The sequence below is a fragment of the Rhodospirillum sp. A1_3_36 genome (genome assembly GCF_047263945.1).
Taxonomy (GTDB): Bacteria; Pseudomonadota; Alphaproteobacteria; order Rhodospirillales; family Rhodospirillaceae; genus Rhodospirillum.
The window spans coordinates 844,128-859,983 of record NZ_JBLAVB010000001.1 but is presented as its reverse complement, the minus strand read 5'-3'; the positions used below and the strand labels follow the sequence as shown (position 1 = coordinate 859,983).

Annotated in this window: 12 protein-coding genes; 10 read left to right on the top strand and 2 right to left on the bottom strand. The window is 59.8% G+C overall.

The window, feature by feature from the left end:
* The first annotated feature begins 59 nt into the window (after positions 1-59).
* The 3 genes from ACLIRY_RS03745 to ACLIRY_RS03735 all read left to right on the top strand — a co-directional run bounded on the left by ACLIRY_RS03745 (position 60) and on the right by ACLIRY_RS03735 (position 4,059).
* Positions 60-746 (top strand): HAD family hydrolase, encoded by a 687-nt coding sequence (locus ACLIRY_RS03745; protein ID WP_413203993.1) that lies wholly within the window; start codon positions 60-62, stop codon positions 744-746.
* Positions 743-2,929 (top strand): AsmA family protein, encoded by a 2,187-nt coding sequence (locus ACLIRY_RS03740; RefSeq protein WP_413203992.1) that lies wholly within the window; start codon positions 743-745, stop codon positions 2,927-2,929. The genes ACLIRY_RS03745 and ACLIRY_RS03740 overlap by 4 nt, the downstream gene beginning before the upstream one ends.
* 362 nt (positions 2,930-3,291) lie before the next feature.
* On the top strand, positions 3,292-4,059 hold the full coding sequence (locus ACLIRY_RS03735) for an ATP12 family chaperone protein (RefSeq protein WP_413203991.1): 768 nt from the start codon (positions 3,292-3,294) through the stop codon (positions 4,057-4,059).
* A 453-nt stretch (positions 4,060-4,512) separates the two neighbouring features.
* On the opposite strand, the gene ACLIRY_RS03730 is transcribed toward ACLIRY_RS03735, so the two are convergent.
* Positions 4,513-5,094: a septation protein A gene (locus ACLIRY_RS03730; protein WP_413203990.1), complete on the bottom strand. Its 582-nt coding sequence runs from the start codon at positions 5,092-5,094 to the stop codon at positions 4,513-4,515.
* Between the two features lie 241 nt (positions 5,095-5,335).
* Positions 5,336-6,709 carry a class I SAM-dependent RNA methyltransferase gene (locus tag ACLIRY_RS03725; protein ID WP_413203989.1) on the bottom strand — a complete coding sequence of 458 codons (1,374 nt, stop codon included), beginning with the start codon at positions 6,707-6,709 and terminating at the stop codon, positions 5,336-5,338.
* Positions 6,710-6,838: 129 nt separating this feature from the next.
* On the opposite strand from ACLIRY_RS03725, the gene ACLIRY_RS03720 reads away from it, so the two are divergent.
* The 7 genes from ACLIRY_RS03720 to ACLIRY_RS03690 all read left to right on the top strand — a co-directional run bounded on the left by ACLIRY_RS03720 (position 6,839) and on the right by ACLIRY_RS03690 (position 15,855).
* On the top strand, positions 6,839-7,810 hold the full coding sequence (locus ACLIRY_RS03720; protein WP_413203988.1) for an ABC transporter substrate-binding protein: 972 nt from the start codon (positions 6,839-6,841) through the stop codon (positions 7,808-7,810).
* A 10-nt stretch (positions 7,811-7,820) separates the two neighbouring features.
* The gene (locus tag ACLIRY_RS03715; RefSeq protein WP_413203987.1) at positions 7,821-8,741 is read left to right on the top strand and encodes an ABC transporter permease; all 921 of its coding nucleotides are present in this window, start codon (positions 7,821-7,823) and stop codon (positions 8,739-8,741) included.
* A complete protein-coding gene (locus ACLIRY_RS03710; protein ID WP_413203986.1) occupies positions 8,738-9,532 on the top strand; it encodes an ABC transporter ATP-binding protein in 795 nt (264 codons plus the stop codon). The genes ACLIRY_RS03715 and ACLIRY_RS03710 overlap by 4 nt, the downstream gene beginning before the upstream one ends.
* Positions 9,533-9,546: 14 nt before the next feature.
* Positions 9,547-10,662 (top strand): CaiB/BaiF CoA transferase family protein, encoded by a 1,116-nt coding sequence (locus ACLIRY_RS03705; RefSeq protein ID WP_413203985.1) that lies wholly within the window; start codon positions 9,547-9,549, stop codon positions 10,660-10,662.
* 603 nt (positions 10,663-11,265) lie between these two features.
* Positions 11,266-12,693: a sigma-54-dependent transcriptional regulator gene (locus ACLIRY_RS03700; protein ID WP_413203984.1), complete on the top strand. Its 1,428-nt coding sequence runs from the start codon at positions 11,266-11,268 to the stop codon at positions 12,691-12,693.
* 192 nt (positions 12,694-12,885) lie between these two features.
* Positions 12,886-13,812: a sulfite exporter TauE/SafE family protein gene (locus ACLIRY_RS03695; RefSeq protein ID WP_413203983.1), complete on the top strand. Its 927-nt coding sequence runs from the start codon at positions 12,886-12,888 to the stop codon at positions 13,810-13,812.
* Positions 13,813-13,983: 171 nt separating this feature from the next.
* Positions 13,984-15,855 carry an autotransporter assembly complex protein TamA gene (locus ACLIRY_RS03690; RefSeq protein WP_413203982.1) on the top strand — a complete coding sequence of 624 codons (1,872 nt, stop codon included), beginning with the start codon at positions 13,984-13,986 and terminating at the stop codon, positions 15,853-15,855.
* Position 15,856 lies beyond the last annotated feature (1 nt).

The window sequence follows — 15,856 nt, the reverse complement described above, 5'->3', positions numbered from 1 at the left end:
CATCCGCGTCCGAGGCATCCGATTTGGATGGGGGACGCAAACACTTTGGATAGGATTTCATGAGAACGCCTTTGAAACTGGCCATTTTTGATGTGGACGGCACCCTGGTTGACAGCCAGCATAATATTGTCGCCGCCATGACCGATGCCTTCCTGGAAAACGGATTGGCTGAGCCGGATCCTGCGGCGGTGCGGTCCATCATCGGCCTGTCCCTGGTCGAAGCGGTGGAAGGCATTCTGCCCGAGGCCGAGCCCGACCTGGTGAATCGTGTTGCTCAAGCCTACAAGGAAGCCTTCTTCCGGCGACGGGTCGGGCCGGAATTCGGCGAGGCCCTGTTTCCCGGTGTTGTCGAGGTTTTTGATGCCTTGGAGGCCCGGGGCGTGTTGCTGGCCCTGGCCACGGGAAAGTCTCGGCGAGGCGTTGAGTCCTTTGTTGAGCGGCATGGGTTTGAAACGCGTTTTGTCGTCACACGATGCGCCGACGATGGACCGGGGAAACCCGACCCCTGGATGGTGCTCGACGCCATGGCTTCGGTTGGTGGGGAGCCGGGGTCAACGGTGATGATCGGCGATACCAGCTATGACATGGAAATGGCCGCGCGGTCCGGAGCCCTGGGCGTTGGTGTCGCCTGGGGATACCATGACTCACCGGCCCTGCTGGCGGCAGGCGCGCGGCTGGTGGTGGATCGATTTGACCAAGTGACCGAATTCCTGGATAGCCAATGGCAGGGGGAGGCCGAGGCATGACTTTCGGGAACATACTGAAAGTTGCGGGCCTTTTGGTTGTGGTCCTGGTTGTGGGTTTGGTGGCGGTGGTGATGTCCCTGGACGTCAATAGCCACAAACAGGCCCTGACCGAGGAGGTCAGCCGGATCACCGGACGGGAGTTGAGTATCTCCGGAGATTTGGGGTTGTCCTTGGGGTGGCACCCGGCCTTGACGGCCAATGGAATCACCTTTGCCAACGCCGATTGGGCGGGCAAGGAGCCCATGCTTGCTGCGGACCATCTGGAAGCTCAGGTGGCCCTGGGACCGCTCCTGTCCGGAAAGATTGTGGTCCAAAAAGTTGTACTGGATGGCGCGCGGATTCAATTGGCCACCAATGAACAGGGAGTCGGCAATTGGATGATGCCGACCCTCACCTCCAGCCCGTCGTCAACCGGGGAGGTCGTCGACAAGGGGGAGAGGTCGGACATAGCGCTGCCACAGATGGATGTGGGGCGGGTGGACCTGTCCAATGTCCTGATGACCTATAAGGATGGTCAGTCCGGAGAGCCGCCGATCTCTGTGGATCTGAAGCATCTTATTATTGAGTCCCATCAGGCAGACGATACCCTGAGTGTCGAAGTCGAAGGGACGGTTATGGATCAGGCTCTGACTCTGGCGGGTCATGTGGGATCCTTGCCGATGATTCTGTCCGGGGCCAACGTCCCGGTGAGTTTCCGTCTGGGAGTGGTCGATTCCAATGGCAAAGAAACCATGGATGGCACCATTGATGGTCATTTGCTCTCTCCCTTGTCACAATTGGGCGTAGACTTGCGCTTCTCCGCCCATGCTCCCGATCTGTCCAGTCTGTCCGATGGCACGTTTCAGTCCCAGCGGATGGATCTGTCAGGCCATATCTTGCAAGATGGCACGGCGTGGTTGATCCAAGATATTGCCTTGCGTTTGGGACAAAGCGCCATGAAAGGGTCATTGCGCTTCAACCCCGCGACGGCCCCGGCTCAGTTGACCGGATCGCTCGATTTTCCCTTGCTGGCTTTGAATGAGGTCCTGCCAGAAAGCAAAGGGGAGGGTGAGAAGGCCCAGAAAAACGGCGCGACGGTCATTCCTGCGACACCCATTGACCTGTCTGCCCTTCGCGATTTGCCCCTGTCCATCAATCTGCCGATTACTGCGGAGCGGGTTGTTTTGCCCAACAAGCTGGCTCTCGACAATGTGACGCTGGAGCTGAAGCTCGAACCCGGTGTCGCCGGACCGGCGAGGTATTCTGCTCAGATCGCCGGGGGGGTGGTTAATGGAACGGTGACCGTTACCTCAGGGAAAGAGGGTATCGTCGGGCTCTCTTTCGAGACCGAAGGGAAGGGGGTGGGTGTTGGCGATCTGCTGGATCTGGTCGGCGACGGATCCTCGCCTCTGACCGGTGGGGCTACGGATCTGAAGGTGTCTTTGAAAGGCAGCGGGACCTCTCCCCATGCGATCGCGGCCAGCTTGAACGGACGTATCTGGGTCAATATGGGCAAGGGCGAGGTGGATAGTGCCCTGGTCGACTTGGTGGGGGGAGATCTGGTCAGTCAGTTGTCCGATCTGGTCAATCCATTTGGTCGGAGCAGCCGCAAGACCAATCTCCGCTGTGTTGTGGTGAATACGCCGGTCAAGGACGGTGTGATCTCCTGGGACCGGGGGGTGGCCCTGGAAACGGATCGCATGACCGTCGCCAGTCTTGGTACGGTTGGCCTGGGAACGGAGACCCTGGATGTCGGCGTCAAACCGCGCCCAAGGGAGGGGATCGGACTCGAATCCGGGATCGGTAAGATTACCCAGTTGTTCCGCGTGACGGGAACCTTTGCCAAGCCGGAGGTGGACGTGGACCTGGGACAGGCTGTGACCACGGCAGCGGGGACTGCGGTCCAACTTGGCGCAGCGGTGGCGACCCTTGGGGGATCCGTGGCCCTGGAGGACATGGCTGCGGGGCTGCTCGGCGTGGAAGAAACAGACCCTGCACCCTGTGAAACGGCGCTGGGGAACAAGGAGCCTCCGAAGAAGGCTGCGACAGCCCCCTCCGGGGATGGGACGGTCAGGGACAGCGCTGTGGAGTCCGTGAAGGGACTGTTGAAAGGGGCTGCGGAGGAAGACAGCTCTGTTGGAGAGGCGACCAAGGGTGCCGCAGAGGCCGTGAAGAAGGGGTTGGGCGGTCTGTTCGGAAACTAGAGTGCTCCGAGATCAAGTTGGGCCATGTCTTGGCCCAACTTGATCTCGAAGGCACTCTAAAATCCATATATACTTTGTATCCTTGAAAATCCGGAAACCCTGCTTCGCAGTTGCTGGGCTCTGCCCAGACCCGCAAAGGGTCACGGACCCTTTGATCCCGAATGGGGGTCCGGGGCCTCAGGCCCCGGTGGGGGCCCCGCATTTTTCGGTTTTTCAAGGAGACGGGGTATGGTGATCCAGCTTCACTCTCATCTGACGAATTTTCGGGTGCCGTCGAGAAGTTCCACGGGGGGACCGGAGACGGACAAGGTCAACCCAAACTATATCGGTGCATTCTATCATCGTAGAGTAGAGGTTATGTTATGTCGTTGAAGAAGGTTACCCCCTCCATCGCCGTGCCTACCAAGGCTGTGGACAAGCCCCTGTCTGCCCAGACCCGCAGGCGGTTCTATAAAGCCGTCGGGTTGTTGGTTGAAGGGGAGGGATTCGGTCTGACCCTGGATGGGCGTGCTGTGCGAACGCCCGGCAGGCGCTCCCTGACTCTGCCCAATCGTCGCTTGGCCGAGGCGATCGCTGCGGAATGGGACGCTCAGGGGGAAACCATCGAGCCTGCCACCATGCCGTTGACGCAACTCGCCAACACGGCCTTGGACCGGGTGACGGAGGCCAGGGAGGCGTTGACTGACGAGTTGATACGGTACGCCGGGTCGGACCTGTTGTGCTACCGGGTCTCCTCTCCAGAGAGTCTCGTGACCCGACAGAAATCTGGCTGGGATCCTGTATTGGAATGGCTGAAAACGCGCCATGGGGTTGTTCTTACGGTGACGCAGGGGCTTATGCCCGTCGACCAACCCAAAGAGTCTCTTATTGCTGTTCGCCGGGTTCTGGAAGAGATGGATCCCTGGGTATTCGCTGTCGTACAGAGTGTGACAGCCATCTGTGGATCGCTGATCCTCGCCCTCGCCCTGGCAGATGGTTTGATGGGACCCGCAGAAACCTTGGCCCTAGCTACGATGGACGAAGGCCATCAGATGGAACTATGGGGTGAAGATCGCGAAGCATTAGAGCGTCTGGCGCATATCGGGGCGGAATTGGAGCAGGCCAACCGCTTTCTGTCCCTGGTGTCTTAGAGTGCTCCGCGACGAAACCACGATAAGGCGGTAACCAACCCGCACATCAAAGCTGGATCAACCGTCGCCATTACAGATCCCGTCCCCTGCCATGCCGGTGAAAACGGGCCACGGTATACGACAGTGTCTCGTGTTTTTTGGGCGATAGCCCAAGCCCATTTGGGGGCCAATGCCCCCAAACCCCCATTTTTCTTTTAAAAATAAAAGCTTGGGGTCTGGGGCCTTTAGCACACAAACTTTTCGACGCGAGAGTTTCTTTTGAAAAAGCATCAATTCAAAAGATACATAAGAGTGAAACGGGCTCAGCTTGAGTCAAGTTGGCCACGTTTCACTCTCATTCTATAGATTTTAGAGTGCCTTATTTTGTTATCATTCTTCACCCTTATACCAACGACAAGAACTATTGATCTGCATGATGCTGCCGATGACCTTTTGGGAGAAAGGTGGGTGAAATCAAGCGGCGGAGTCTGCCTTCCGCTTGCCTTCCTCATCTGGTGTTGTTGCCACTTGGTGGCGCAAGATCAAAGGGATCTGCAAGGCGCTGAACACCAGGGTCAAGGGCAGTATTCCCCAAACCTTGAAGGTTACCCAAGTATCGGAGTCGAAGTTCCGCCAGACAGCTTCGTTCAACCCGGCGAGCACCAGGAAATAGATCGCCCAGCGCAAGGTGAGGGCGCGCCAGCCTGCTTCATCCAGGGACATGGCTGTTTCCAGAATCAACTTCAGGAACAAACGCCCGGTGGCAAGTCCAACGATCAGAATGGCAGCAAAGAGCAGGTTGACGATGGTTGGTTTGATTTTGATGAAAGTGTCATCGCCCAAGAAGACGGTCAATCCACCGAAGATCACAACGAACACGCCACCCACCAGGGGCATGACGGGAACCTTGCGGCTTAAGATCCAGGAAATGCCCAGGGCCGCCACGGTTGTGGCGACAAAAATGGCGGTAGCGGTGATCAGATTCGTCCTCGCATTCGCGATGAAGAAGACGATCAGGGGCCCCGCTTCCAGGGCCAGTTTCATGACTTGGCTCATGGTGAAATGTTATAGTCCGTCGGAGTAACCGAGGAAAGGGGAGGATTGCCCATGAAGACGGTTCTGGCGCATATCGTTGGGATCATCGCCCCCTTTCGGCGGTGAAGCAATCCTGTCATACCAAGGTGCGGTGAGTTTGACACACCGCACCGTCCCCCAGTGGGGCCGCCCATCCCAATAGACTCCAAGTCCAAAAAGTCGTGTACCGTGTACCGTGGATCGGTAAATCAGGCAGGACACTCTAACCCAGCCAGTTTATGACGTTTGCTTTGGCGGGCAGGTCGCCCTCTGATCGGGTAAGGCGGGCGACCACCTCAACATGGTGAGACCAGGGAAACTGGTCTACCGGTGCCACCCACTCCAGGCGGTAGCCTCCGTCCAGGAGGGTTCGTATATCCCGGGCGAAGGTCGCCGGGGCGCAGGATACCATGGCGATTACCGCTGGACCGTCTTCGGCCAGGGCCTCGCATTGGGCACGGGCGCCAGCCCGGGGTGGGTCGACCACGGCGCCCACCAGATCGGCCAGCTCTGCACCGGCCAAGGGGGTCTTGAACAGATCGCGGATCGTGCTTTGGACCCGGGTTGTCCGATTCAGGGCGGCGATGGCCTCGGGCGTATTGTCCATGGCGGTAACCAGGAACCCCCGCTCGCGCAGGGGCAGGGCGAAGGTGCCCAACCCACAGAACAAGTCGGCGACCCGGCCCTTGCCCTTGGGCGCCCCCAGTGCTTCCAGCACCAGCGACGTCAGGGTGGCCTGTCCCTCCAGGCTCGGTTGCAGGAATGGGCCAGGGGGAGGCGCGACGGCCTGACCGCCCAGGGTCAGCTTTGGCGCCCGGCGGGCGGAGACGGGCTCGCCCGGCCCATCCTCGCTTCCCAGGGACAGGCGGGCAAGGTCCATGCGATCGGCCAGGGCTGCGAGCGCTTCCCGGCCTTCCAGGTTCGGCTGCTCGGGCAGGTTCAGCCGCAGGTCCACGCCGGTCTCTGTCTCTGTCATCAGGGCTGTGGCTTCGGAGCCGGGGGCCAGGACCTTGGACAGGGTTTCCCGCAGGGCTTCCATGACGGCCACCAGGGCCGGGGTGGCCAGCAGACAGCGTGGGGCATCGACCAAGCCGTGGCCGCCCCGTTCCCGGAAACCGCAAAGGGCCCGCTTGGCCCGGCCCCGCAGGGTGACCGAAAGGCGGCGGCGTGTGCCTTGGGGCATGGACAGGACCGGGCGCGCCGCTCCTTCGGCGATATCGCTTTCCTTGATCCCTCGGTGGGCCAGGGCACGGACGACTTTTTCACGCTTCCAGTCGGCGATGGCCGCGGGGGCGAGGTGTTGAAGGTCACAGCCGCCACATTGCTCCGCCTGGGGGCAGGGGGCCGTGACTCTGTCCGGCGCGGGAGTCTCGATGGAGATCAAGTCCGCTTCCCAGCCGTCTCCCTTGCGGGCTCCGGGGCGAAGCTGGACGGTTTCGCCAGGCAAGGCGCCGGGAAGATAGTACAGACGGTCTGCCTTGCTCTCGGGGGCGTCGAGGGGCCGGGCGAGGCCGTCGCCCCGGTCGCCGAGACCCTCGACCTTGGCGAGAATGGGCCGCGCCGGGCGGCTTGAGGGGCGGTTGGTTCGTTTACCCATGAAAGCTGGAAATCCACTGGTTTGGGGGGCTTGCTGCGAAGCCGGGAAAAAACGGGTCAGGCGTCCTTGACGGGGGCAGGGGGGAGGCGCACTTTACGACACCAATTTCGTAAACCCTTGGAGACTTTCATGCGCTCGCTTTTCTCGGTCGCCACTCTCGTCCTTGGTTTGGGACTGGCGTCCGTCTCCCCCGGTTGGTCTGCTGATGTCAAGCATGTCGCGATCACGCAGATCGTGGAACATCCCGCCCTGGACGCCGCCCGTCAAGGAATCAAGGAGGCTCTGGCAGAAGACGGTTGGATTGAAGGCGAGACTTTGAAGTGGACCTTCCAATCGGCGCAGGGATCCGTGGGGACGGCAGCCCAGATCGCCAAGACCTTCGTTGGCATGGCTCCCGATGTGATTGTCGCCATCGCAACCCCCTCGGCTCAAACCGCTGTGGCTTCGGCTGGAGGTTCTATTCCCGTGGTTTTCTCCGCAGTGACGGATCCCGTGGGGGCCAAGCTGGTGCGGTCCATGGCCGATCCAGGTGGTCCGGTTACCGGTACCTCGGACATGCTGCCCTTAGACAAGCATCTGGCTTTGATCAAGCGCGTTTTGCCCGGGGCCAAGACTGTCGGTGTTCTCTATAACAGCGGCGAAGCCAATTCGGTCAGCCTGGTGGAAAGCCTGAAGATCGCTGGGGCGGATGCCGGTCTTACGATTGTGGAGTCGACCGCACCCCGGTCCTCGGATGTGCTTGGCGCAGCCCGTAATCTGGTGGGTAAAGTGGACGCCATTTATGTCCCCACCGATAACACCGTCGTCTCTGCCTTCGAGGCGGTGGTGAAGGTGGGGATCGATAACCAGATACCGGTTTTCGCCGGAGATACGGCCTCTGTTGAGCGGGGCGCCGTCGCGGCTGTCGGTTTCGACTACCACGACCTTGGCCTGCAAACGGGCAAAATGGTGGCCCGAATCCTCGACGGAGCCGATGCGTCTACCATTCCCGTGGAGACGGTGCAGAAAACCGAACTGTTCGTCAATCCTGACATGGCAACCAAGATGGGTGTGACCTTGCCTGCAGATATGATTGCCGAAGCTGCCAAAGTCGTGAAGTAGGACCCCTTCTGTGAGCCTCATTGCCTTCCTGGGGGCTGTCGAGACCGGCCTTATTTTCGGTCTTGTCGCCCTGGGGGTCTACCTGTCCTTCCGGATTCTGGACTTCCCCGACCTGACCGTAGACGGTTCCTTTCCCTTGGGAGGTGCCGTGGCCGCCACGGCTATTGTTTCCGGTTGGAACCCCTTCCTGGCGACGGGGCTCGCCATGGTCTGCGGGGCCGGGGCTGGGGCGGTCACAGCCCTGCTCAACACCCGCCTGAAAATCCTTCATCTGTTGGCGTCGATCCTGACCATGATCGCGCTCTACTCCATCAATTTGCGCATTATGGGGCGGCCCAATGTGGCCTTGCTGATGGAACCAACGGTCTTTTCCATGGTCGAGGGACCGGGCATGCCGCCCCGGGCTTGGATGATTCCAGCAGCTCTTCTTGTGGTGGTCGTTGTCTGTCTGCTGGTGTTCAATCTGTTCATGGCCTCCCGGGCCGGTCTGGCCATGCGGGCCACCGGTGCAAACCCACGGATGGCGGGCGCCCAAGGGGTGGCTACCGGAAGCGTCATCGTATTGGGCATGGCCATGAGCAATGCTCTGGTCGCCTTGGCCGGTGCCCTGTTCGCCCAGTCCCAGGGGGGCGCGGATGTCACCATGGGCGTGGGGGTGATCATCATCGGTCTGGCCTCTGTCATCGGTGGGGAGGCAATTATGCCGACCCGGACGGTTCTGTTGGCATCCATTGCCTGTGTGTTCGGGGCGATTCTCTACCGGACGGCGGTGGCTTTGGCCTTGAACGCGGATTTCATCGGGCTCCAGGCCCAGGATCTCAATCTGGTTACTGCCGTGCTGGTGGGGCTGGCTCTGGTTCTGCCGAATTCCAAGGGATCCTTTGGCCGCTGGATGCGGGGTCGGGCTGGAGATAAGGGAGCCAAGCCGTGATCAGCGTCCAAGATGTGGAAGTCGTTTTTAACCCGGGGACTCCCCTGGAAAACCGGGCTTTGCGTGGGGTGACGCTGGATATCCCAGCCGGTCAGTGGGTGACGGTCATCGGGTCAAATGGCGCAGGGAAGAGCACCCTGTTGAACGCCCTATCGGGGGCTGCGCCGCTGCACGGGGGGAGGGTCCTGATCGACCATCAGGAGGTCACCCGTTGGCCCATCCACAAGCGGGCCGCCCTGGCTGCGCGTGTCTTCCAAGACCCCCTCGCCGGGACCTGTGAGGGATTGACTGTTGAAGAAAATATGGCCCTGGCGTTGCGCCGGGGAGGCCTTCGGGGACTGCGTCGTGCCCTGGTGGGCGGTGAACGGGAGACTCTCAGGGCGGGTCTTGCGCGCCTGAGTTTGGGGTTGGAAGACCGGTTGGACGACCGCATGGGTCTGCTGTCCGGGGGACAACGTCAGGCGGTCAGCCTGTTGATGGCGACGCTTGCTCCCATGCGGATCCTGCTCCTCGACGAACACACCGCTGCACTGGATCCCCGCACGGCGGATCTCATTTTGCGGCTGACCCGGGATTTGGTGCGTGAGCGCTCGTTAACGACGCTGATGGTGACCCATTCCATGCGCCAGGCACTGGACTTGGGCGACCGCACGGTCATGTTGCACGAGGGAAAGGTGGCCTTGGATATTCAAGGAGCCGCGCGCGAGGGGATGACCGTCCAAGGTCTTTTGGCTGAATTTTCCCGTCAAAGGGGGGAGGAACTGGACGACGATAAACTGTTGCTGGGATAGGGAAGGGTGCCGCCATGTTGAAGGACGCTTTGAAGGGAATGCGCGTTGTGGACATGGGGCAATACATTCCCGGTCCCTTCGCCACGCTTTTGCTGATCGACCTGGGAGCGGAGGTGGTCAAAGTGGAACCGCCGGGAGGGGATCCCATGCGGGTCTTCGGTCCCCTCGACCCCGACGGGATTAGCCCCCTTTATAAGGTTCTGAACGCCGGAAAAACCGTGGTTATCGCCGATTTGAAAAGCGAGACGGGTAAAGAGCAACTCTCGCGGCTGATCCGGAAAAGTCACATTTTGGTCGAGAGTTTCCGGCCCGGGGTTCTTGAACGGCTGGGATTCGGACCTGCGGCCCTCGACGTCATCAACAAAACCCTGACTCATGTGATGTTGTCCGGATTCGGCCAGACCGGCCCTTGGCGTTTGAAAGCGGGGCATGATCTGACCTATTTGGCTCTGACAGGCTCCCTGGCCATGCAAGGAACAGAGGAGACCCCGGTTATGCCTTTCCCCCCGGCGGCGGACCACGCGGGCGCTTTGATGGCTGTGATCGCTGTACTATCGGGGCTGTTGCGTCGTTTACGCACGGGACGGGGGGCGCATCTGGATGTCAGTCTGCATGAAAGTGCCCAGGCCCTGAACGGCCTTGGACTGGCCTTGGCGGAGCGTGGCGCGGATACGGGGCGGTGTCGGGACTTGTTGAATGGGGGAGCCGCCTACTATGGCATCTACCGGACCAAGGATGGTGGCTTCCTTGCCTTTGCACCCATCGAACCCAAATTCTGGGCCGCCTTTTGCGGGGCGGTGAAGCGTCCGGACCTGTTGCACCGACAAGCCGATCCGATGCCTCAAGCGGCCCTGAAAGCGGAGTTGGGAAACCTGTTTTCGACCAAGTCACGGGATGAATGGGGTGTGATTTTGGAGGCTGTCGATTGCTGTGTGGAACCGGTTCTCGACCCCCGAGAGGTGCCGGGTCTGCCTCAGGTGCGCGACCGTGGCCTTCTTCCCCTCGGTAGGTCGGGGGTCATCGACCCCCTTTTGCCGATTCTGCTGGAGGGGACTCCACCGATGCCCCGTGCGGCCATGCGGCAGTCGGAATTGGAGGATGTCATCGCCACTTGGTCCCAACGGGATTAAGGGGGGCAAAAGATCGGTTTGGATAACCGATTTTCTCCCATGGGTTGATATATCTAGCAGCTGCTATTCAGGGGTTTTAATATCGATATCAAAATGGTTAGGGGGAGTTTGATTCCAGCTTGAATTCTTTCGCGTTGCGAAATATTCTCCGTCTTAAGGTTATTTGGGTGAGTATGAAAATACCAACCTCCCAAAATTAATATAAACTTTTGGTCTGGTCCGTTCTTTTTTGGAGTTTTGGTATGGTTGAGCTTTTTCTTGTTGTCTTTTTGTTAGTGATGTTGGCCCGAATTATTGAAGAGCGGATGTCGAAGCGGCAAAAAAAGCTGAACAAAGCGTTTACACGAGCCCGTTATACTTCCATACGCAGCCCTCGGCGCATTTGATTCGTTTTTTTTCCGGTATGTTGTTCTTTCTTCTCGGGTCGCCTTCGTTTGATGATGCAGCGGGCTGCTTTTCAGTTTGTCCTCAATGGGGTTGGTCGGTCACTTTGACGCCATATTCTCTCTTTTAAGAGTATATGAGAGCGTTGGGATGGACGCCTAATCGGCATGGCGGTAAGGTGATAGGGCGTATCTGAAATTCTATAGTGGCGGCCTGTCTATGACTCGTATTCTCATGGTGGAGGATTCTCCTTCGAATGCCGAGCTTTACGCGACCTATCTGCGCGTTTCGGGGCTTGAGGTTGAGATCGCCGATACTGGGCACAAAGCTCTGGAGTTTCTGGAAGGGGCTGAAAAGGCCAACGGCTTCGACCTGATGGTTCTAGATTTGGGGCTGCCGGACATGGACGGTCTCGATATCCTGCGTCGCCTGGGTGGCCCCGGTGGCAATGTGCCATCCACAATCGTTCTGACCGGATCCGGTTCAGTGCGGAGCGCGGTGGCTGCCATGCGGGAAGGGGCGATCGATTTCCTGGTCAAGCCCTGCGCGGCGGATAAACTTCGGCAGTCTGTGGAAAGCGCCCTGGAGCGTCGGGCCGTGCGGGGTGCCACATCAACGGGGCCGAGTGGCTTGGCCCAGGGAACAGAGGAAGGGAAGACGCGGGGGCCATCGGGATTTCTGGGCAATTCTCCCGCGATGTCTAATGTTTTTAGCCTGATTGAGGCGGCTGCGGGAAGCAGTGGAGCCAGCGTGTTCATTACAGGCGAGACAGGGACGGGCAAAGAGCTTTGCGCCAATGCTATCCACAATTTGAGCGAACGCCGGAATGGACCTTTTGTTGCGATCAATTGCGGTGCCATCCCCAGGGATTTGATGGAAAGCGAGATTTTTGGCCATCGGAAGGGGGCGTTTACCGGTGCCGTAACCGACCGGGAGGGGGCGGCCAGCCGGGCCGACGGGGGAACGCTGTTCCTTGATGAGCTTTGTGAAATGGACCTGGACCTTCAGGTCAAGTTGTTGCGCTTCATCCAGACCGGTTCCTACCGCAAGGTGGGCGACAGCGTTGATCGGCCGTCCGATATCCGCTTCGTCTGCGCGACCAATCGCGATCCCCTAAAGGAAGTGCGGGAGGGGCGGTTTCGCGAGGACCTCTATTACCGGCTTTATGTGGTGCCCATTCATCTGCCACCCTTGCGGAGTCGAGGAGAGGATGTGGCCCTTCTCGCCCGTCGGTTTCTGGCAGACTTTTCCAAATTGGAATCCAAATCCTTCCAGGACTTCACAGCCGATGCCCTGGGGCGGATCCTGTCCTACTCCTGGCCAGGGAATGTGCGGCAGCTGGAGAACGTCATCCGTAATATCGTCGTTCTGAACAGTGGAAGCCTGGTTGAGGCGTCCATGCTCCCTCCCCCCCTGGACAGCCTGGAGACCGCAGTCACCCTTGGCGGCAGCGGACAAGAGGGAGAGGGGGGACGGTTGAGTTTGGATCAAATCCTTGCGCGACCGCTCGCGGAGTTGGAAGCCATGGCCATCGAGGCTGCTTTGCGCTTGTCTGACAATAATGTAACTCGGGCTGCCCGCATTCTGGATGTTTCCCCTTCGACGATCTATCGCAAGCATTCTGCTTATAAGTCCGGAAGCAGCTAGGGTTATGGTGTTTTCAAGGAATTCTGCGGAATAATCCGCGTATGGGGCTTGAAACAGGCTGCGGGACCGGGTCTTATCGAAGCGGTTGAGGTCTCTTAGAAGTGGTTTGGCCCGTCTGAGCGTATCGACCCCTCTGTGTGTTTCGAATAGCCCTAGGCTTTGTTCTTCCTTCCTCCGGGATTATCCGCCCCGATGCAGATCTATCTGCCCATCGCCGAGATGTCCGTGAATGTCCTGCTGGTCTTGGGCATGGGCGGCGTGGTTGGGTTTCTGTCTGGTATGTTCGGCGTTGGGGGCGGGTTTCTGCTGACCCCGCTGTTGATCCTCTATGGCGTTCCCCCAGCGGTGGCCGTGGGAACCCAGGCCAATCAAATTGTTGCCTCCTCCATTGCCGGAGTCCTGGCCCACATGCGCCGGGGCAACGTGGACTTCAAGATGGGCTTCGTGCTTCTGGTCGGCGGCTTGGTGGGATCGGTGGTTGGTGTCTGGCTGTTTGCCCTGTTGCGCCGTTTAGGTCAGATCGATCTGGCCATTTCGCTGAGTTATGTTGTGTTTCTGGGTGCCGTTGGCGGGCTGATGTTCGTCGAGAGCGCCTCGACCCTCGTGAAGCGACGCCGGTCTCCGGGCGGATCGTCGGCTCGGGGGCCTGGGCGGCATAGCTGGATGCATGGTTTGCCGTTGAAAATGCGGTTTCGCCGCTCGAAGCTCTATATCAGCGCCATTTTGCCCCTGCTCATTGGGTTCATGGTGGGTATTCTGGCCGCAATTATGGGTGTTGGGGGCGGCTTTGTCATGGTTCCGGCCATGATCTACCTGTTGGGAATGCCCACTCAGGTGGTGATTGGGACCAGCCTGTTTCAGATTATCTTCGTTGCGGCTTCCACTGCCATGCTGCAGGCTGCGGTCAACCAGACCGTGGATATCGTCTTGGCCCTTCTGCTTTTGGCTGGGGCGGTGTTTGGCGCTCAGGTCGGAGCCAAGGTTGGTGCTCGTCTGCGGGGCGAGCAATTGCGAGTCCTTCTGGCGGCGCTTGTGCTGATGGTTTGCGGAAAGCTGGCCTATGACCTGATGTCGACACCGACGGAAATTTTCTCCTTCGGTACCCTGCCCTTGAATTAGGGGATTCCGGAAAACAAGTCGTCATTTGTTGTGAAATCGTTGCGGTTTTCCTCCCTCCTTGCCATTTAACTCGGTATGACCTTCGTCTATGGGCCTTCAACGATAAGCGTAGCGCCCGGATCAACCGGGTCTCGACGCAGGCCACTCTCCAGCGTTTTGGTGGGAGGGGGTTTGTTCGTCTTGGCACTGGGGGGGGCTCTTGGCCCGGCTCCAGGCTGGGCGATTGAAGGAGATCCTGCGGGACCTGCAGCGGAGGAAGAGACAGGGGGAGGCATTCCCTATACCCTCACGATCACCGTAGACGGGGGACAATCCCAGACCAAGGCTCAGTCCCAGGCCGTAAGGGACCTGCTGGAGGGTGTCTCCCAGCTTCGCTCTCTGGAGGCCACGCCGCCTTTTAGTCGTCTGGGGCTCACACGTCGGATCCAGGCCGATCTCTCGCGGTTTCGCGATGCTCTTCGGTCCCGGGGGTACTACGCTGCGGACATTCAGCAATCCGTGGGAGAGGCCCAGGCCGGGCAAAATGCGGCTACTGGCAGAGGAGGGGGCGGCATTCCCGTGACTCTGACCGTGCGCCCAGGACCACAATATACCATCGGTGCCGTCTCCGTGGATTACGGCGCGTCTCCTGATGCCGGTTCTCTTCCACAAGGCGCTCAAGGGGTGGGGCTCGTTCTGGGGGCGCCAGCCCTGTCGTCTGATATTCTGGCCGCCCAAGAGCGCTTGCTTCTTTCCGTAAAAAACGACGCGCGCCCTCTGGCCAAGGTGACGGATCGCCGCGCCGTGGTGAACCACCGTACGCGGAAAATGGAGATCACCTTTCAGTTGGATGCGGGGCCACCGGCGACTTTTGGGGATCTGAAGGTCAGCGGATTGAAGACGGTCAAGGAAGCGCTGCTTCACCGGATGAGTCCCTGGAAGACGGGGGACCCCTACAACGAGGAAACCCTGCGCACGTTCCGCTCCCGCCTGTCCAAGAGTCGGCTGTTCGCCACCGTGCAACTGAGCCCGGCGGAGGCTGTTGGCGCCGATGGCAGGGTTCCCATCATCCTGGAGGTGACGGAAGCCTCCCATCGGACCGTCGCCGCCGGACTCAGCTATGCCACCGACAAGGGGCCCGGGGCGACCTTTCGGTGGGAACATCGCAACCTGCTGGGTTCGGGGGAGAAGTTCAGGGCCGACCTTGTGGGGGCCCTCTACGAACAGTCCCTGGAACTGTCCTTTCGCCGCCCCTACTTTCCGGATTCCCGGCAAAGTCTGATTGCGGGGTTTCGCGCCGCTCGGGAGGATGTCAGCGCCTATCGAGGTCTGCTGGGGGAGTCATCCCTGGGGATTGAACGGGAAATGGGTGAGCACTGGCGGGTTTCCGCCGCCCTGGCTGGGGAATATGCCAATCTGATCTGGTTCGGTGATGGCAATGGGGACGAGTCCCAAAACCATACCCTGCTTGGCCTGCCGGTGACGGCGGAGCGGGACGACACGGACAATCTGCTTGATCCCACAAAAGGCTCTCGGATTTCCCTGTCCTTGATGCCCTATGCCGGTCTGGTGGAGGACGAAGGGACGGCCTTCGCCACCATGGAAGCCGCGGGGTCAACTTATTATGAAGTTGCCGAGGATCGGGTGATCCTGGCGGGCCGGGTACGGGTGGCGTCCCTGGTCGGGGCGGATCTGAGCGTTATCCCTCCAAACCACCGTCTTTATGCGGGTGGCGGTGGATCGGTGCGCGGCTATGGATATCAAATGATTGGCCCGCTTGGAGCCAATGGAGACCCGGAGGGGGGCCGGTCTGCCGCAGAAATCGGCTTGGAGGCCCGGATCAGAGTCACCGATACCATTGGTGTGGTGCCCTTCATCGACGGGGGATTGGTGACGGAGGATCCTTGGCCCAATCTGGATGAAAATGTGCGTTGGGGGGCGGGGCTCGGGCTCCGCTACCACACGGATTTTGGTCCACTCCGCGCCGATTTTGCCGTACCCCTGAACCCCCGGCCCGAGGATGATTGGTTCCAGGTCTATTTCAGCCTCGGTCAGGCCTTCTGAT